This is a genomic window from Ruegeria sp. D7, assembly GCF_056534355.1.
On record NZ_JBQFPG010000005.1, the window covers coordinates 251,993 to 270,352 of the forward strand.

The 18,360-nt window shown below is 58.7% G+C and carries 16 protein-coding genes and 1 tRNA gene; 9 read left to right on the forward strand and 8 right to left on the reverse strand.

Annotated elements, in window-relative coordinates; all coding sequences use genetic code 11:
* The first annotated feature begins 309 nt into the window (after positions 1–309).
* The 8 genes from ACRZ9U_RS10215 (at position 310) to rpe (ending at position 7,624) form a co-directional block, all read left to right on the forward strand.
* Positions 310–1,524 (forward strand): hypothetical protein, encoded by a 1,215-nt coding sequence (locus ACRZ9U_RS10215; protein ID WP_170404628.1) that lies wholly within the window; start codon positions 310–312, stop codon positions 1,522–1,524.
* Positions 1,521–2,768, forward strand: a complete 1,248-nt coding sequence (locus ACRZ9U_RS10220; RefSeq protein WP_170404631.1) for a glycosyltransferase — start codon at positions 1,521–1,523, stop codon at positions 2,766–2,768. Before ACRZ9U_RS10215 ends, ACRZ9U_RS10220 begins: the two co-directional genes overlap by 4 nt.
* Positions 2,768–3,841, forward strand: a complete 1,074-nt coding sequence (locus tag ACRZ9U_RS10225; RefSeq protein ID WP_170404633.1) for a glycosyltransferase — start codon at positions 2,768–2,770, stop codon at positions 3,839–3,841. The genes ACRZ9U_RS10220 and ACRZ9U_RS10225 overlap by 1 nt, the downstream gene beginning before the upstream one ends.
* A complete protein-coding gene (locus ACRZ9U_RS10230) occupies positions 3,841–4,419 on the forward strand; it encodes a histidine phosphatase family protein (protein ID WP_170404636.1) in 579 nt (192 codons plus the stop codon). The genes ACRZ9U_RS10225 and ACRZ9U_RS10230 overlap by 1 nt, the downstream gene beginning before the upstream one ends.
* 2 nt (positions 4,420–4,421) lie before the next feature.
* Positions 4,422–5,564, forward strand: a complete 1,143-nt coding sequence (locus tag ACRZ9U_RS10235; RefSeq protein WP_170404639.1) for a glycosyltransferase — start codon at positions 4,422–4,424, stop codon at positions 5,562–5,564.
* Positions 5,561–6,313 carry a polysaccharide deacetylase family protein gene (locus ACRZ9U_RS10240; protein ID WP_170404641.1) on the forward strand — a complete coding sequence of 251 codons (753 nt, stop codon included), beginning with the start codon at positions 5,561–5,563 and terminating at the stop codon, positions 6,311–6,313. The genes ACRZ9U_RS10235 and ACRZ9U_RS10240 overlap by 4 nt, the downstream gene beginning before the upstream one ends.
* A 19-nt stretch (positions 6,314–6,332) precedes the next feature.
* Positions 6,333–6,809, forward strand: a complete 477-nt coding sequence (locus ACRZ9U_RS10245) for a class I SAM-dependent methyltransferase (protein WP_170404645.1) — start codon at positions 6,333–6,335, stop codon at positions 6,807–6,809.
* A 125-nt stretch (positions 6,810–6,934) separates the two neighbouring features.
* A complete protein-coding gene (rpe, locus tag ACRZ9U_RS10250) occupies positions 6,935–7,624 on the forward strand; it encodes a ribulose-phosphate 3-epimerase (RefSeq protein WP_480901709.1) in 690 nt (229 codons plus the stop codon).
* A 153-nt stretch (positions 7,625–7,777) separates the two neighbouring features.
* Here rpe and ACRZ9U_RS10255 read toward each other — a convergent pair whose 3' ends face one another.
* From ACRZ9U_RS10255 to ACRZ9U_RS10290, 8 genes are all read right to left on the reverse strand, one after another.
* Complete coding sequence (locus tag ACRZ9U_RS10255; RefSeq protein WP_170404653.1) at positions 7,778–9,871, reverse strand: 3-hydroxyacyl-CoA dehydrogenase NAD-binding domain-containing protein; 2,094 nt, start codon at positions 9,869–9,871, stop codon at positions 7,778–7,780.
* A 332-nt stretch (positions 9,872–10,203) separates the two neighbouring features.
* A tRNA-Met gene (locus tag ACRZ9U_RS10260) sits at positions 10,204–10,280 on the reverse strand.
* Between the two features lie 82 nt (positions 10,281–10,362).
* Positions 10,363–11,334, reverse strand: coding sequence for an alpha/beta fold hydrolase (locus tag ACRZ9U_RS10265; RefSeq protein WP_170404656.1), 972 nt, complete (start codon positions 11,332–11,334; stop codon positions 10,363–10,365).
* A 202-nt stretch (positions 11,335–11,536) separates the two neighbouring features.
* Positions 11,537–12,340: a PaaX family transcriptional regulator C-terminal domain-containing protein gene (locus ACRZ9U_RS10270; protein WP_170404659.1), complete on the reverse strand. Its 804-nt coding sequence runs from the start codon at positions 12,338–12,340 to the stop codon at positions 11,537–11,539.
* 52 nt (positions 12,341–12,392) lie between these two features.
* Complete coding sequence (paaZ, locus tag ACRZ9U_RS10275; RefSeq protein ID WP_170404662.1) at positions 12,393–14,417, reverse strand: phenylacetic acid degradation bifunctional protein PaaZ; 2,025 nt, start codon at positions 14,415–14,417, stop codon at positions 12,393–12,395.
* A gap of 27 nt (positions 14,418–14,444) precedes the next feature.
* Complete coding sequence (locus tag ACRZ9U_RS10280; RefSeq protein WP_170404665.1) at positions 14,445–15,797, reverse strand: TRAP transporter large permease; 1,353 nt, start codon at positions 15,795–15,797, stop codon at positions 14,445–14,447.
* Positions 15,797–16,300, reverse strand: coding sequence for a TRAP transporter small permease (locus ACRZ9U_RS10285; protein WP_170397701.1), 504 nt, complete (start codon positions 16,298–16,300; stop codon positions 15,797–15,799). The genes ACRZ9U_RS10280 and ACRZ9U_RS10285 overlap by 1 nt, the downstream gene beginning before the upstream one ends.
* Positions 16,301–16,354: 54 nt before the next feature.
* Positions 16,355–17,374, reverse strand: a complete 1,020-nt coding sequence (locus ACRZ9U_RS10290) for a TRAP transporter substrate-binding protein (RefSeq protein WP_170397704.1) — start codon at positions 17,372–17,374, stop codon at positions 16,355–16,357.
* A 200-nt stretch (positions 17,375–17,574) separates the two neighbouring features.
* On the opposite strand from ACRZ9U_RS10290, the gene paaG reads away from it, so the two are divergent.
* A complete protein-coding gene (paaG, locus tag ACRZ9U_RS10295; RefSeq protein ID WP_170404667.1) occupies positions 17,575–18,360 on the forward strand; it encodes a 2-(1,2-epoxy-1,2-dihydrophenyl)acetyl-CoA isomerase PaaG in 786 nt (261 codons plus the stop codon).

The window sequence follows — 18,360 nt, forward strand, 5'->3', positions numbered from 1 at the left end:
CGCGGTGTCAACATCGTGAGAGCCCGTGTTCCTGACGCAATGGATGGGATAAAGTGTTTCCAAGACAACAAAAATTGAATATGACCACCTGAGGCGTCCAGCCTCCGAATTGGCTTGTGCATGAAGAACCATCGGCCTGCATATCGCAAGGTGCGCCTGTTGCCGGCGGTGGCATTATGCTGTTGCCAATTCGCAATGTTTGGCGCATTTGGACGGCGGAATCTGTGCCTTTGGCAAGAAGGTCTGGCAGAATTACGATAATCAGGTGCAGACGCGCGGAGTTGCACCGGAACCGAAACAGGCGAAGGCATGAGCCTAGGGATCAAAAACGAAAATCACGGCCGCGCACCGCGCATCCTGCTATATAGTCACGACACGTTCGGCCTAGGTCACCTGCGCCGGTCACGCGCGCTGGCTGCGGCCATAACACAAGCCGATCAACGCGCTTCGGCCCTCATATTGACCGGTTCACCCATTGCCGGACGGTTTACTTTTCCGCGTCGGGTTGACCATGTCCGTCTACCCGGGGTCACCAAACGCGCCGACGGCTCGTATGCTTCGCAGACCATTGGCATGGGCATCGATGATGTGACTGAGTTGCGCGCAAGCCTGATCCAGACATCTGTCGAACAGTTCGACCCCGATGTACTGATCGTCGACAAAGAGCCTACCGGTTTTCGCGGTGAGCTGCTGCCGACGCTTGAGTATCTTGAAAACTCCTGCTCAACCAAATTGGTTCTGGGCCTGCGCGACGTTCTGGATGAGCCCGAAGTACTGGCCGCCGAATGGGAGCGTAAGGACGCGATCTCGGCGACTGAACGATTCTATGATGAGATCTGGGTATATGGGTTGCGATCGGTCTACGATCCTACACAAGGCCTTCCCCTCAGCCCGGCGACGCAACAGCGCATTCATTGGACAGGGTATCTACGTCGCGATCTTGGGCCGGTTGGTGAGCCACCAGAACAACCGTATATCCTGATCACCCCTGGTGGTGGCGGGGATGGCAAGGCGATGGTCAATTTGGTGCTGTCCGCATATGAAAAAGACCCGGATCTGTCACCCCGCGCTGTGCTGGTCTATGGGCCCTTCCTGTCAGGCGAACTACGCGAAGATTTTGAAACCCGTGTCGCCGCCCTAAATGGCCGTGTGACCGCCGTTGGCTTTGAATCGCAGATCGAAACGCTGTTCGCGGGCGCTGCCGGTGTGGTCTGCATGGGCGGGTACAATACCTTCTGCGAGGTTTTGTCCTTCGACAAACGCGCCGTCATTGTTCCGCGCACGACGCCGCGGCTGGAGCAATGGATTCGTGCCTCGCGCGCCGAGGATCTGGGTCTGGTACGCATGCTGGATGAAAACCGTGACGGTCTGACGGCGGATGCAATGATCCGCGCGATCCGCGCCTTGCCCCATCAGCCGCTGCCTTCGCAGGCCATTCGCGCAGGGTTGTTGGACGGGCTAAACTACGTCACTCATCGCATAAACGCGCTGCTAGGCGCGGAACAAGAGCGCGCCACCGGATGACGCGCGAACCCCCCAAGCTGGCGGTGCTGGTCAAAGGCTGGCCGCGCCTGTCCGAGACGTTCATCGCGCAAGAATTGGTGGCCTTGCAGGAGGCAGGGCACAGCTTCGATATCTGGTCGTTGCGCCACCCGACCGATACCAAGCGCCATCCTCTGCACGATCGCTTCAAGGGGCAGGTGCATTACCTACCGGAATACCTTTATGAAGAGCCTGAGCGGCTGGCGACTGCGCGAGACATTGCAGCTCGTCTGCCCGGATACGCGCAAGCTTACCAGGTCTGGCGGCAAGACCTTCGCCGAGACCCGACTCACAACCGAATTCGCCGGTTTGGTCAGGCCTGCGTATTGGCCGCTGAGCTGCCCGATCAAACGCAGGCGCTGTATGCGCATTTCATGCACACTCCGTCTTCGGTCGCCCGCTATGCGTCTATCATGCGCGGCCTGCCCTGGAGTTTTTCGGCGCATGCCAAAGATATCTGGACCTCACCAGACTGGGAAAAGCGGGAAAAGCTGCAACTGGCCTCTCACGGCGCCATCTTCGGGGCAACCTGTACTGCCATTGGTGCCGCACATCTGCGCGAACTGGCGGATGATCCTGCGCGGGTAGAACTGATCTATCATGGGCTGGACCTGTCGCGGTTTCCTGCACCTCCCCAGCAGTGTTCGCGTGCAGCGGATGCACCCTTTCACATGCTGTCGGTCGGGCGTCTTGTCGAAAAGAAGGGCTTTGACCGGCTTCTCCAAGCTTTCGCGCTGCTCCCCAGATCGCTGAATTGGCATTGGACCCATATCGGCGGCGGAAACCTGGGCGATGAGTTGAGCGCACAAGCCGATGCCGCAGGGATTTCCGATCGGATCACGTGGATGGGGGCTTGCGATCAACCGGAAGTCATTGCCGAGATGCGCCGCTCTGATCTGTTTGTCCTGCCCAGCAGAATTGCTGCCGACGGCGACCGCGATGGTTTACCCAATGTTTTGATGGAAGCCGCGTCCCAGCGCCTCCCGATCCTGTCAACGCCGGTGTCAGCCATCCCGGAGTTCATTGATTCCGGTGTTCACGGTCAGTTGTCAGCAGATGACCCGACCTCTCTGGCCTCGGCTATTGCGGATCTCGCCCAGAACCCGACCAGAACGGCCGAGATGGCTGAGGCCGCGTATGACCGGTTGATCGCCGACTTCCGGATGGACCCGGGCATACGTCGCTTGTCCGAGCGGCTCAGCGCCTTGTGCGCGGACGGACCCTGATGGCGCGGGTGGCTTTCTATGCACCGATGAAGTCCCCCGACAGTCCCAAGCCCTCGGGTGATCGCGAAATGGCCCGCAACCTGATGCAGGCCCTCGGCGCTCAGGGAGACATTGTCGACTTGGCCTCGCATTTGCGGATTTACGACAAAGCAGGCGACCGCGCGCTTCAGGACGAATTCCGCCGCAAGGCAAATGCCGAGGCTGCACGACTGGCTGAGGAACTGCCCTCTGACACGAACCTGTGGGTGACTTATCACAACTACTACAAGGCCCCCGACCTGCTCGGCCCGGCCGTGAGCCGCGCAAGAGACATCCCGTATGTGCAGCTGGAAAGTACCCGCGCCACCAGCCGGCTTGCAGGCCCATGGGCTGATTTTGCGCAAGCGGCGCACGACGCGTGCGATTCTGCGGAGGTGATTTTTTACCACACTGCCAACGATCTGATCACGTTAGAACGGGAAAGGTTCGGTACGCAGGCGCTCGTCGAGCTGCCTCCGTTTCTTCCCATCACGGAATTACCCCCTGTTTCGACCCGTGATGGGCCGATGCTGACCGTGGGCATGATGCGGCCGGGGGACAAGCAGGCCTCGTACGCCATTCTGGCCGACACGCTGGAACATCTGACAGGGGATTGGGCGTTGGACGTGGTAGGCGATGGCCCGGCCCGATTGGAAGTCGAGGCGCTGATGGCGCGGTTCGGACCTCGTGTCCGGTTTCTGGGTCAGCTGGATCGGGACGCGTTGCGGGCCCGGTACAGCCAAGCGTCCTTGTTCGTTTGGCCTGGGGTCAACGAAGCCTATGGTATGGTCTATCTTGAGGCCCAGGCCTGCGGCGTTCCCGTCGCAGCGCAAGATCGCCCCGGTGTTCGTGATGTGCTGATACCTTCCGATCATCCCGATACCGGATCGGGTGCCAAAGGGTTGGCCGCGCGTATACAGAGGTTTCTGGACCATCCCGACCTGAGCCAGTCTGAGGGCAATCGTGCCCGCGCCTATGTCGCGCACCGCCATCTGATGCCATCCGCCACCGAGCGGTTCTGGACCACTGTGCGCCCCTTGTTGGAGAAAAGTTGATGACCCGTCTCGCCCTTCTGCGCCATGGACACACGGATTGGAATCGCGCGGGTCGCATTCAGGGGCGCAGCGACATCCCGTTGGATACCGACGCGCGGGCTGAACTTGCGGGGTATTGCCTGCCATCGCCGTGGAACGCAGCATCAATCTGGTCCAGCCCGCTAAGCCGCGCGTCTGAAACAGCGCAGTTGGTATCGGATAAAGCGCCCAAAACTTCTCAGGCGCTGACCGAGATGAATTGGGGCGAATGGGAGGGACAGCGCGGTGCTGAGCTGATCGAGACACCCGATAGCGGTTACCGCCACATCGAAGACTGGGGCTGGGATTATCGGCCACCGGGCGGTGAAAGCCCGGCTGAATTATGGGCAAGGCTTAATCCATGGTTGACCGAGTTGCGGGGAGACAATCTTGCTGTCTGCCACATCGGAATCATGAGGGTAATATTGGCCAAGGCCTGGGGCTGGAATTTTGCCGGACCCGCACCGTTTAAGATCAAGCGTAACAGACTGTTTATCGTAAACCTGGACGAAATGCGGCCTGAACCCGAACCCGTTCGATTGATTGCGCGTGAGGTTTGACCATGAAGGTGATGATCGTTGTTACCCATCTGTTGGGCACCGGGCATCTGAGCCGAGCCCTCACATTGGGGCGCGCATTCGCCGAACAGGACCATGAAGTGTTTATGGTCTCGGGCGGAATGCCTGCGCCACAGCTTGACACACGTGGGTTGTCATTTCTGAACTTACCGCCGCTGCGGTCTGACGGCACCGATTTCACCCGCCTGCTTGATCAGAGTGGTACTGTTGCTGACCCGGCCTATTTCGCTGCGCGCACCAACGCTCTGACGCAGGCGGTCCGCAGCTTTGGGCCACAAATATTGATCACCGAGCTCTATCCGTTCGGGCGGCGCTCCTTGGCCGCAGAATTCCGTTCTGCGTTGGAAGCCGCGCGGAACCTTCCTCAGCCGCCCATCATCCTGGGTTCGATCCGTGACATTCTTGCACCGCCATCGAAGTCTGCAAAAGTAACCCAAACGGATGAGGTTATCGCAGAGTTTTACGACGGCGTTCTGGTCCATTCCGACCCCAAGATCACCGAACTGGAGGTCAGTTGGCCTGTCTCGGATCAACTGGCATCGCGCCTGCATTATACCGGTTTCGTGGCCCCAAGTGCTGCGCCAAGTCATCCGGATGGCATAGGCCAGGGCGAGATATTGGTCAGCGCGGGTGGCGGGTCGGTCGGCCAGCCGATCTTTCAAGCGGCCATCGAGGCCGCCCGAAAGATGCCCAACAGGCGCTGGCGCCTGTTGGTGGGCGGGCAGGATGCCAATGCGCGGATCGCCGAGCTTTCGCAAATGGCCGAGGGTTCATCGGTTCTTCTTGAAACCGTCCGCCCTGATTTTCGCCAAATGCTGCCGCTTGCCGCCGCCTCGGTCAGCATGTGCGGTTACAACACCGCCATGGACCTGCTGCAAAGCGGTACCCCGGCGGTTCTGATCCCCTTCGATGATGGCAAAGAGGTTGAGCAATCTTTGCGCGCGCGATCTCTTTCGCAGTTGAACGGGATCGAGGTGCTTAACAGTTCTGACCTGACCGCCGGCTCGCTGGCCAATGCGCTGGAGCATGTCATTTCGAGTGTTGAACGCCCCCCGATGACCGAAGGGTTTGATGGCGCGCGCCGGTCAGTGGATATTGCAGTGAGCTTGTACGAGGCCAGCCGATGAGGCCTGATTGGCGCCCCTTGCAGTCAGAGTTGCGGCGCTGGCAGGATGCAGGATTGACCCTGCCCTTGTGGTGGCGTGATGACGATGCAGTTGCAGTGACACCACAGATAGAAAAGCTATCGGCCATGTCAGACGAGCTCGGCATGCCAGTCCATCTGGCGGTAATCCCGCGTGAGGCGCAGACGGTACTTGCAGAGTATGTGTCAGATCAGTCTGTTTTGATCCCGGTTGTGCATGGCTGGGCGCATCAGAACCACGCGCCTGCGGACGAGAAGAAAGCCGAATTTCGCCTGCACCGGCCCCTTGAAGCGGTAGTTGCAGATGCCGAGGCTGGATTGTACCGGTTGCGAGAATTGTTTGGTGACAACTTGCGTCCGATGTTTGTGCCCCCGTGGAATCGGATCGACTCCAAAGTCGCCATGCAGCTTCACGGGCTGGGCTATCGGGTTCTGTCGACGGCGACCCCCCGAAAGATACTGCTCGCAGCGCCCGGCCTCGCGCAGGTAAACACACATCTCGATCCAATCGACTGGCGCGGGACGCGCGGTTTAATCGACCCTGACAGACTGATCGCACAGACAGTTGAGCTGCTGCATGACCGACGCACCGGTCGCGCAGACAATGCCGAAGCATTTGGGGTGTTGACGCATCATCTGGTCCATGATCAGGACATCTGGACGTTTACACAGGATCTGTTGCACAGGCTGCTTGATGGACCGGGCACACCCTGGACCGCGCCACGTAACTGAACTCGCAAGGAGAGCCCGAATGAGCCGACTGGATTCCATGCTGCGCCGCCTGACGGCGCAACGCGACGGGCTAAACTGGGCCGCCGCACAGATCGGCACCATGGAAGGGGACGTTCTGGACCTGGGGCTAGGTAACGGACGTACCTATGATCATCTGCGTGAAATCCTGCCCTCTCGGCGTATATGGGTGATGGATCGCGTCTTGCAGTGTCATCCCGACAGCACGCCACCGGCACAGGATTTCCTGCAGGGTGAGGCAGAGCCGATGTTGCGTAAACTGGCGGACGCAGGCCAAACAATCGCGCTGGCGCACTACGATTTCGGCCGCGGGATCAAGTCAGAAGATGTTGCCGAAGCGGCGCGCCTCAGCCCTCTGATCAAACAGGTCATGCGACCCGGTGGGTTGTTGATTTCAGGGCAACCGTTGACGGGTTTTGCGCAGATTGAAGGCCCCGAGACCATCGCGCCCGATCGATATTTTTTCTATCGCGCCTGAGCAGGCTTTGAACAGGCGGGTTTGTATATTGAATCTATCGATAAGCTTCACCGCAGTCAGGCCTATGCATTGACGCGAGTCGAGGGTATACGCCACCGCAACAGCACACCCACATGAGGCCAGTCATGAGCTTTGACCGTTCCATCAAGATCGCTCCCTCGATCCTGTCAGCCGATTTCGCAAATTTCGGACAGGAGATTCAGGCCATCGAAGCGCAAGGGGCGGATTGGGTTCATGTGGACGTGATGGACGGCCACTTTGTCCCAAACCTCACTTTTGGTCCCCCAGCGGTCAAAGCGTTTCGCCCACATGTTAAGACCGTCATGGATGTGCATTTGATGATCACTCCGGTCGATCCTTATATTCAAGCCTATGCCGATGCGGGCGCTGATGTGCTGACCGCGCACGTCGAAGCGGGGCCGCATTCGCACCGCACGCTGCAGGCGATACGCGCTGCGGGAATGAAAGCAGGGATCGCGTTGAATCCCGGGACGCCTGCCGAGGCCGTCGAACATCTGTTGGACCTGACTGATCTGGTGTGCGTCATGACCGTCAACCCCGGCTTCGGGGGTCAAAAATTCATCGACATGACCGCAAAGGTTAGGCGCCTGCGCGAGATGATCGGTAACCGTCCTGTGCATATCGAAATCGATGGCGGCGTTGATCCTAAAACAGCGCCTCTGGTGGCCGCTGCAGGCGCTGACGTGTTGGTCGCCGGATCAGCAGTTTTTAAAGGCGGGTCAGTTTCAAACCTGTCGGTCTATGGCGACAATATTCGCGCTGTGCGGACTGCTGCCGAAGGTGCACTGGGTTAACAACAAACCCTCCCGCCAGTCGTCGACGTTTCTTACGAAACGCCTCCTCCTGTTGGGCCCGGCATCGCGCTTTGCGCGATGCCGGGCCCAAGGCGGCTAGCAATATTGGCGCAGCCAATGTTGCGCAGGCGCGGGAGCCTTTGCCCCGAGACTTCAGGCATCTTTGTTGAGATCATCAAAGCAGCGGTTCTCGGCCACCAGTTGTTCAAGCAGGGGTGCAGGTTGCCAGAAAAAGGCATCTTCTTCAGCCCACTTGCGAATATCGTTGAATACGCCCGGCAAACCCTGCAAATCTGCCCATTTCAGCGGCCCACCCCAGTAGCGCGGAAAACCGTAGCCATAGAGCAGCGTAACGTCCACATCCAGCGGTCTACGCGCGATGCCGTCGCCTACCACCTTCGCCGCCTCATTCACCATCGCGACCATATAGCGACGTATGATCTCCTCATCCGTAAACGCGCGTGGAGTTATGTTCTGGGCCGCACGCTCGGCTTCGATTAATGATGTCAGCTCGGGGTTCGGCTCTCCACCCCGCTTGCCATTTTCATATATGTAATAGCCCTTGCCGGTTTTTTGGCCGAAATGTCCGGCCTCGCACAGCTTGTCGGCATAGAAACTGTCGCGAACGCGTGGATCCTGGCCTGCCGCCCGTTTCCGCTTGCGCGCCGCCCAGCTAATGTCCAATCCGGCCAAGTCTGACACTGCATAGGGGCCCATCGCAAATCCAAACCCGGTCAGCGCAGCATCGATCTGGAATGGGCTCGCCCCATCCAGCACCATGTGATCAGCACAGTTCCGATATGTGCCCAAAATCCGATTACCTATGAACCCGTCGCACACACCTGCCCGAACGGCCACCTTGCCCAACCTCTTGCCCAACGCGAAACCCGTTGCCACAACTTCGGGCGCGGTGTGATCCGCCACCACGATCTCAAGCAGTTTCATCACATGTGCTGGGGAGAAGAAATGCAGACCGATGACATCCCGTGACCTTTCGGTCGATCCGGCAATTTCGTTGATATCAAGGTATGAGGTATTGGTCGCCAATACCGCACCGCTTTTGCAGACCGCATCCAGTTGCGCAAAAACCTTTTTCTTCACTGCCATGTCCTCGAACACGGCTTCGATCACCAGATCGACGCCACTCAGTGCGTCATAGTCCGTGGCCAGGGTCAGCCGGTTCTGCAGAATATCATCATGTTTGTCCTGGCTCAGCTTTCCGCGCCTCACGGCGCCAGCCAGATTTGCCGCGATACGATCTTTAGCGGACCGCGCTGCCTCGTGTGACATCTCAAGCAGCACGACAGGAAGCCCCGCCAGCAGAACTGAGGTGGCAATCCCAGCGCCCATCGTGCCGCCGCCGATGACGCCGACCTGTTGCAGGTCCCGCGGCTCGACCCCATTCAACTCGGGCAATTTTGCAACCGCACGTTCCGCAAAGAATGCGTGGATCAACCCTTTGCGCTGATCCGAGCCCATCAGGTCCATGAACAATTCCCGTTCGCGAGCCAAACCGGATGCAAAATCCTCGGCCTCGCAACTGGCTTGTATTGCCCGCACTGCAATCGCAGGCGACAGTTGGCCCCGGGCCTTCTTCAGCACCGCGTTATAGGCCGCATCAAAATCGATTGGGGCGGGCCGGTCCATATCGCAAACAGGACGCCGAGGTGCATCGGTTGCAAGCAGCTCTCTGACATAGGCCAGGCCGATCTCGCGCGGATCACCATCCTGAACTTTGTCCAGCACACCCATCTCAAGCGCTTCTGGCGCACGAACGTGCCGCGCCGTCGTGATCATGTTCAATGCGGCCTCGACCCCGGCAACACGCGGCAGTCGCTGGGTGCCGCCAGCACCGGGAATGATACCAAGATTAACCTCGGGCAACCCCACCTTCGCAGACGGCACGGCAACGCGATAATGACAGGATAAAGCAACCTCAAGCCCACCACCAAGCGCGGTTCCATGCAACGCAGAAACCACCAGCAAGGGCGACGCCTCAATCCGATCACAGAGTGCGGGCAGCCACGGGTCCTGTGGCGGCTTGCCAAACTCGCGAATGTCTGCGCCTGCAAAATAAGTCCGACCCTCACCATAGATCAAAACCGCGCGCGCGCCCTCTGTTTCGGCACGTTCGATCGCAGACAACAAACCCCGGCGCACATCCACGCCCAGCGCGTTAACGGGTGGGTTCTCAGCCGACAAAACGGCGATATCGCCCACTTTCTCATACCCGATGACTTGGGTCATATGATCCTGCCTCCTCAGACGAAATGCAATGCCAGTAGTAAATCGGGGAATCCCCGGACACGGCGCGATCAAAGACTGGCCCGGTCTGCGTTCGTATTCAACTACATTTTCGACCGATCGTTCGGTTTATTTGATTTTCTCGGATTTAGTACCATAATCACGCGGTTCATGCCCGGAACCAACCTTTTACGTTGCGGTAGAACTTGCTTCGCGACCTCAGACCAACGAAGCGCAAAGATCTGCAGTGCTTGGTCTGAATTCGCACGGAACCCGAGGGCGCGATCCAAATGGAAACGCAGCTAACAGGGCCTTAATACTTGTTTGGGAAGTTCTGGTAGCGGAGGAGGGACTTGAACCCCCGACACGCGGATTATGATTCCGCTGCTCTAACCAACTGAGCTACTCCGCCACGAGTGAGAGGCGATTTAAGCGAGGGGCCGGGGAGGGTCAAGAGGGAAAAGCGTGCCTGCCGAGATTCTTTATTGCGTTATTCAATGCGCGTCCTGCTCTGCCAGCCGGGTGCGGGAATTCTCGGCGATCTGGCGGATGAAACGCGCGCAGACTTCGGGTTCTGTGATGAGTATCATGTGACCCCGGTGTTCCAGGACCTCAAAGGTCAGGCCGAATTTCGTCATTGTAGCACCGTGTAGCTCGGCGGACAGGATCGGGTCCTCTGTGCCGAACAGGATGCCTCCGGGCACGCGCAGGTCGTTATAGCGTGAAGTCAGGGCACCCATGCTGGCCTCTACCCCAACAACATCCTGTGAAGCGGTGATAAAGGCCGAGGGGCGAAGACCAAGGGCACCCCCAGCACGGTTCAGGAAGTCTGAGGGCGCGGGCTCGGGTGCGAAGACGTCTTTCAGGACGAGAGGTGCGGTTTTTCGGGCCATCGGGACGGCGATTGTATTGCCAATAAGGTTGCGCAGCCACTCGGTACGGATTTCAAGTGGTTTGAAAACGGCGGGCGGTTCCGGCATTTGTTGCGTCAAGGGGGCCAGAAGCGCCAATGCCGCCGTGTTGTCGGGATAATCCAGTGCCATCGCAAGAGACACAGCGCCACCTAGAGAATGACCGACCAGTGTGGCTTGATCGACGTTCTTTGTTTCCAGAAACTCGTGGATCATGCGGGCTTGTTCGGGCAATTCCGCCAACTGGGCAGCATCGCGCGTGGAATAGCCACAGCCCGGACGGTCAACCGCGAGAACGTGATAATCCTGAGCAAGATCATCCACTAACGCATACGTAAAATGCTGCAATTGGCCTGATAGGCCATGGATCATGACAATAGTCGGGTTGGAAGGGTCGCCTTTTTCGACATAGTGAATGCTGCCACCGTGAACGGGCACGATCCGCCCCAGTTGCGGCACCATTTCGGTGCCCTGCCGCGTTAGGCGGCGAGTCCAGATGTGCATCCCCAGCAAAAGGGACATCAGCAACAAGACAATCGTTAGCAAAATCGACATCACGGTTCTCCGGCAGGTTTGCACAGGCGATGGTATTGCCCGGAGCCCGATTGCACCATGCGTTTTCTGAACGGCTGAATTGGCAGGCAGATAACCGCAACCTAATTATTGGTGTGTAAATTGGTATGACTTGGTCAGAAAAGCTCCCAGCACCCGGTATGTGCGCCGCACTGATAATATGGTTGAACAGACCGCTCAGCGGTCAACTACTACCGCTCAGTACGTCAGCCGAGGGGCGTGGCAGCAGATCAAGCAGCCCGAACACGCTATCGCGACAAGCAGGGCCAGCCCAATCAACAGGATAAAAAGCCAAAGGTAAGTCCGGCTGGCGTAGCACGACGCGCCGCCACCGATGCACCAGCAGGGTGCGCAGTGTTGCGCTCTGCAAGGGGGTTGGCGCCCAGCCTTCGGGACGGGACTTCGCGGCGCGTTCGACCGCGCCCAGAAGAGCCTTGCAAGAGGCGCGCAATTCGGGTGGACACAACCGATCCTGCACCCATTTGGGAGCTGCGTGCGGAGAGATGTCCAAGGCCAGCAAACCGTCTGACTGATCGGACACAGGCCCCGCACCCATCGCTACGTTGCGCCCAATAGGGATATAGTCGTCGCTGAGCATCACGTCCTCAAGCACCTGAGTGCCCGACCCGTCTTCGGCGATCAGAAGATGCCAATTTTCAATGGGCGAAGGACCGCGCGCATATATGCGCGGCGTGACGGCGGCGGATTGCGTCCGGCCGAATTCCGAGAGGACATGGCGCGAGACGCGTCCAATCCGGTCACTTTCAATCCAGCCGTCCTTGCGCAGCCGGTGCAGAGCGACGCGGATCGCTTCGGGTTTGATGCCCATCGGCTCAATTATCCGGGTCAGAACACCGCCCGAGATTTGCGCGCCGGGCTCTTGTGCCATGTCACCAAACAGCGAGACGATAATCGACCAGACCCGCTGGTCTTGCGGGTCCGCCAGTTCGGCCACAGCCATTTCGAACCACGAGGTCTTTTCGGTCATGGACCCAGTTTAACCCATTAGGCCCAATAAGAAAAACAGGTAGTACAGCGGGTCAGCGGGCGTTCATGGTCAGAAGCTCGTATTCTGCGACCGGTTCGTCATCTTGATTGGTCAGGGACACGTGCCAGCGAACCTCGCCATAATCGTCATTGCGTGGGGTTTTCTGCTTTACCGTCAGGCGCACCTTGATGCTGTCGCCAGCAACAACGGGCTTCATGAACCGCAGCCCGTCCAGCCCGGTATTGGCCAGCACCGGCCCCTCGTTCGGTTCAACAAATAGGCCCGCCGCAAAACTGAGCAACAGATAACCATGCGCCACACGACCGGGGAAGAACGGATTTCGCGCCGCCGCGTCCTCGTCCATATGCGCATAAAAGGTATCGCCGGTGAAATTGGCGAAGTGTTCGATATCCTCCAGCGTGACAGTGCGCGGGGCTGTGTGCAGCGTCTCGCCGACCTGCAACTCACCAAATTTACGGGTGAAGGGATGGGCCGGACCTTGGATTTCGGGCGCTCCTGGCACCCATTTGGTGCTGATACCACTGAGTATGCGCGGGGAGCCCTGAATGGCCGTGCGCTGCATATAGTGTTTCACACCGCGCACGCCGCCCATTTCCTCACCACCGCCCGCACGGCCCGGCCCTCCATGCACCATATGGGGCAACGGAGATCCGTGGCCGGTCGATTCAGCCATCGAGTCGCGGTCGTTGATGTAAATCCGCCCGTTATAGGCTGCGGCCCCCATCACTACGTTGTGCGCGACCTTTGTGTCGTGAGTGATCAGCGACGTGACCAGAGACCCCTGCCCGCGATTGGCAAGTGCCACCGCATGATCCAGATCGCGGTAGCCCATGAGGGTCGAAACTGGGCCGAAGGCCTCGGTATCGTGCACGCGCTGCGCTTTGTCGGGGTCAGCACAGTAAAACAGCATCGGGGGAACGAATGCGCCGGTTTCAGGGCCGTGCAGGTCGAACGCGTCGGGGTTGCCATAAACCCGTTCAGCCTCTTGCCCGATCAGAGCTGCCTTTTCCAGAACGTCGGCTTTCTGCCCGTTCGACACCAGCGCGCCCATGTGAGTGGTGTCGGAACGGGGGTCGCCGATGGTGATATTTGCCAATCGGTCAGACAGCGCGGCAATTATGGCGTCGACCTGCAGCTGGGGCGCGATGATGCGTCGGATCGCAGTGCATTTCTGGCCCGCCTTTGTGGTCATCTCGCGCGAGACTTCCTTGACGAACAGGTCAAATTCGGGCGTGCCGGGCGTGGCATCGGGCCCGAGGATGGAAGCGTTCAAGCTGTCCTGCTCGGCCACAAACCGGACCGAGTTCTGCAAGATCGCAGGCGTCTGCCGCAGCTTCAACGCGGTGTTCGCCGAGCCTGTGAAGCTGACCACATCCTGACAATCCAAGTGATCGAGCATGTCGCCCAACCCGCCTGAGACCAGCTGTAGCGCACCGGCAGGCAGGATGCCGCTATCCAGCATGATCCGCACTGCCAGTTCGGTGACGTAGCAACTGTTGGTAGCCGGCTTGACGATTGCAGGCACGCCAGCCAGCAGCGTCGGGGCCAGCTTTTCCAGCATCCCCCAGACCGGGAAGTTGAAGGCGTTGATATGAACCGCGACCCCTTGCAGGGGCGTGCAGATATGCTGCCCTAAAAAGGTGCCATTGCGTGACAACTGCTCGATTTCGCCGTCCAGATAAACCTGCGCATCCGGCATCTCGCGCCGGCCTTTTGAGGCAAAGACAAACATCGTGCCGATGCCACCATCGATATCGATCAGGTGGTCCTTCTGCGTAGCTCCGGTTTCGAAACTCAGGTCGTAAAGGGCTTGTTTATGCGCCGAAAGCTCTTGCGCCAACGCCTTGAGCATCCGAGCACGGTCGTGGAACGTTAACTTGCGCAGCGTGGGGCCACCGGTATTGCGCGCATAGTCAAGCATCGCCTGCACGTCGAGCGCGGCATTGCCAGCGCTTGCAAACGGTGCGCCAGTGATGGCGGACGCGATGGTGCGTGCGCCTTCTCCAGGCGCGACCCAAGTACCAGCGGCGAAGCTGGAAATCTGATGCAGGGACATGGTGTTCTCCTGTTTGATGCGGTGGGACTAGTGTCCCAAAGCGCCCATTTGCTGCGGCAGATACAGCACCACGATGGGCACCAGCACGATCAGCGCGAGGCGGAAGATATCGGCGATCCAGAACGGAGTGACGCCACGAAATATGGTGCCGGTCGAGACGTCACCCACCACGCCTTTCAGAATGAAGACGTTCAGGCCTACGGGTGGAGTGATCAGCGAGATTTCGGTGACAACCACGACGACGATGCCAAACCAGATTGGGTCATAGCCCAGAGACGTGACCAACGGGAAGAAGATCGGAACCGTCAGCAACAGCATCGAGAGAGATTCGAAGACGCAACCCAGAATGATGTAGATACCAAGGATCATCAGGATCACGACAAACGGAGCCACATCATAGGCGGTCACCATCGCGATCAGGGCTTCGGGCAAACCGGCCAGATTGATGAAATTTGAGAATATCTGCGCACCAATCAACACCGCGAACAAGGCAGACGCAGTAAAGCAGGTCTCTTTCAGCACCTCGAATGTCGAGCCAACCGTGAGACCCCCACGAAAGAGTGCAATCAGAAAGGCCCCAGCGGCCCCCATACCTGCGGCCTCGGTGGGTGAGAATGTCAGGTTTAGGGGCTCAAAATCGAAGGCTCCATAAAGCCCGCCAATCACTAGGAAGAACAACAACAGCACCGCCCAAACCGAACCCAGCGCACGGATGCGTTCGGACCATGTGGCACGCTCTCCGGCTGGGCCGGCCTCGGGGTTGCGCCAGACGGTCCAGCGCACGGCGAAGAGGTAGAACAGAATGCCGAGGATGCCGGGGATGATGCCCGCCATGAACAGTTTCCCGATCGAGGTCTCGGTCAGCAACCCGTAGATGACCAGAATGACCGATGGAGGGATCAGAATGCCAAGCGTGCCACCGGCGGCAATCGAGGCGGTCGAGAGTTCATCGGAATAGCCGTAACGCCGCATCTGCGGCATCGCGACCTTTGACATCGTGGCGGCGGTTGCCAGCGATGATCCGCAGATAGCCGAAAATCCGCCACAGGCCGCAACCGTTGCCATGGCAATACCACCGCGCATGTGGCCAAGAAAGGCGTTGGACACCGCATAAAGCTCGCGCGCCATGCCGCCCTTGTTCACGAACAGGCCCATCAGGATGAACAGCGGCACAACCGACAGACCATAGTCCTGCGCAGTGTCGGTGATCTGTCGGCCCACCATGGACATGGCAGCCTTCATCCCGCGCTCATCAAAGATTGAGCCGCCACGCTCATAGGCAAAGCCCAATGTGCCGACCAGACCCATGGCAAAGACGATAGGAAGGCGCACCAGCACCAGGGTCAATACAATCGCAAATCCGATCAGTGCTGCGGTCATTACATAGGCTCCGACAGAGTATTTGGGGCGAAGGCCTTTAGCAGCCCGGTGGCGATCATCACCAGTGCGGTGATGGCAACTGACAGGGTAATGAACCAGCCGATCAGGTAGGTGGGGATTGAAAGATACTCAGTCACATCCCCATAATCCCGCGCCCGCTCAGCCAGGACCCAAACGCGTTGGACTGGCCAGAACAGCATGATGCCGCTAACCACATAGATCACCACGTCCCGCGCGCGCGACAGGTGCAGACGGTGGAAGAACCCGTCTGTCAGATCAACCGCGATATGGCCGTTGGTGGTGGAGACGATCGGGAGGACAGAAAACACCAGAATTGCCATCAGAATGCGCGTCAGCTCGGTGGCGGCCTCAATGGGCGCATTGAAGACCGAACGCAGGATCACGTCGCAAAAGGTCATTACCATCAGGATAAACAGTGCAATGCAGGCCACGATCACGGGAAGGGCGCTGGCACGGCGCACAAGCTGAATAATAGGGGTCATGGGAAACTCGCGCAGGGTAAGTCAGGGCGGCGCAAGAGCCGCCCTGCAGTCGGATCAGTTGGAGGACATTTCCGATTTGATCATGTCATATGCGGCCTGAGCGTCGACACCTGTTGCGTCAACCTCGGCGATGACCTTGCCGCGGATGTCTTCGGCGATGGCCGAGAACTTCTCCATATCCGCATCTGTGGCAGCGTTGATCGCATTGCCCTCCGCCGCCTCGGTTGCCTCACGTCCAGTGGCGTCGATCTCATCCCAGATTTTGCCGATCTCACGGCTCAGCGGTTCACCGAATACGTTTTCTTCCAGCGCCGTCTGCAGCTCGGGTGGCAGATCTGCGAAGGTGTCTTCGTTCATGATGAATGCAAACGAACCACGATAGAGGCCACCGGGCATCTCATAGACGTTCTGCGCAACCTCGGTCAGCTTGAAACCCTTGCGCGATTCCAGTGGCATGACCACGCCGTCAGCGGCTTTCGATGCCAGTGTTTCATAGACTTTCGGAGCGGGCACCTGGATGCCGGTCGCGCCAAGCGCCGCACCAACGTCTCCGCCAACGCCACCCGGGATACGTACTTTCAGGCCCGAAACCTCATCCAGAGTGGTTACTGGCGCGCTGGAATGCAGCTGCGCGGGTCCATGCGTGTGCAAGGCGATGACTTTGACACCACGATGCTCGTCAGCAGCTTTCAAGTACTTGTCGTAGGCGCGCCAGTAGGCAACCGAAGCGTCCTCGGCCGAGCCTTCGTAACCAGGCAGTTCGATCAGCTTGGTGGTGACGAAGCGTCCCGGTTGATAGCCGTGAAAGATAATCGAGGCATCGGCCGCGCCATCCATAATCAGGTCCATCTGCGCAGGCGGTGGAGCGATACCCAGCTTAAGCTCTGCGGTGACCTGCCCGTCAGTGGCCTCCTCTACCATTTCGACGAATTTGGGCCACATCTTTGCGTTGATGCCGTGGGTGGGTGGGGCCCAGCTGGAAATTGTCAGGGTGTAGTCAGCCGCAAAAGCAATGGTGCCGGACACCGCCAAGGTTGCAGACGCCAACAATGTGGTGAGCTTGGTGAATTTCATGACCGGGTCTCCTCCTCAAAATCGCAAGTCGTGAATGTGTTAATGGTACGTTTTGTAACTATCAACGACGAGAAATGCTGTTCCGCCCGCTGGCCAAATGGCATTTCCGATCGCCGAGTCACAAACGGCTATAGAATTTATTGACCAACCGTTCGGTTTATGCAAGAAGTTTGTTGTAACTTATGAAAAGCGAACCGGGCATGTCCGACACGATTATTTCGCAGAATATGGGTCAATGGGTTGAAATTACACTCAATCGCCCTGATCGCCTGAACAGTTTCACGGATGAGATGCACCATGCCCTGCGCGCTGCACTTGAGGCCGCGCGTGACGGAGGTGCACGAGCGGTGCTGTTAACCGGCGCGGGGCGCGGGTTCTGCGCAGGGCAGGATTTGGGCGATCGAAACCCTGCCACGATGAAGGGTCCGCCGGATTTGGGCTATACGGTTCGCACCTTCTACGCGCCTTTGGTCCGCCTGATCAGGTCCTTGGAATTACCTGTTGTCTGCGCCGTCAATGGCGTTGCCGCCGGGGCGGGTGCGAATCTAGCCCTGGCTTGTGATGTGGTACTTGCCGCTGACTCCGCCAAGTTTATCCAATCATTTTCCAAAGTGGGCCTGATACCTGATACCGGCGGCAGTTGGCATCTGCCACGTTTGCTGGGTGAAGCCCGAGCCAAAGGGCTGGCCCTAACTGGGCAACCCCTGCCAGCAAAGCAGGCTGCGGATTGGGGGCTGATCTGGAAAGCAATTCCAGACGCTGAACTAATGACCGAGGCGCGCGCACTAACGGAACAGTTCGCCAATGGTCCAACGCTGGGACTTGGCCTGACGAAACAGACGATACAGGCGGCTGCCACGAATACCCTGACCGATCATCTCGAGATTGAGGCGGACGCAATGAAAACCTGCGGCGAAAGCGTCGACTATGCCGAGGGCGTTACTGCGTTTCTGGAAAAGCGCGCGCCAGTATTTCGGGGAGAATGA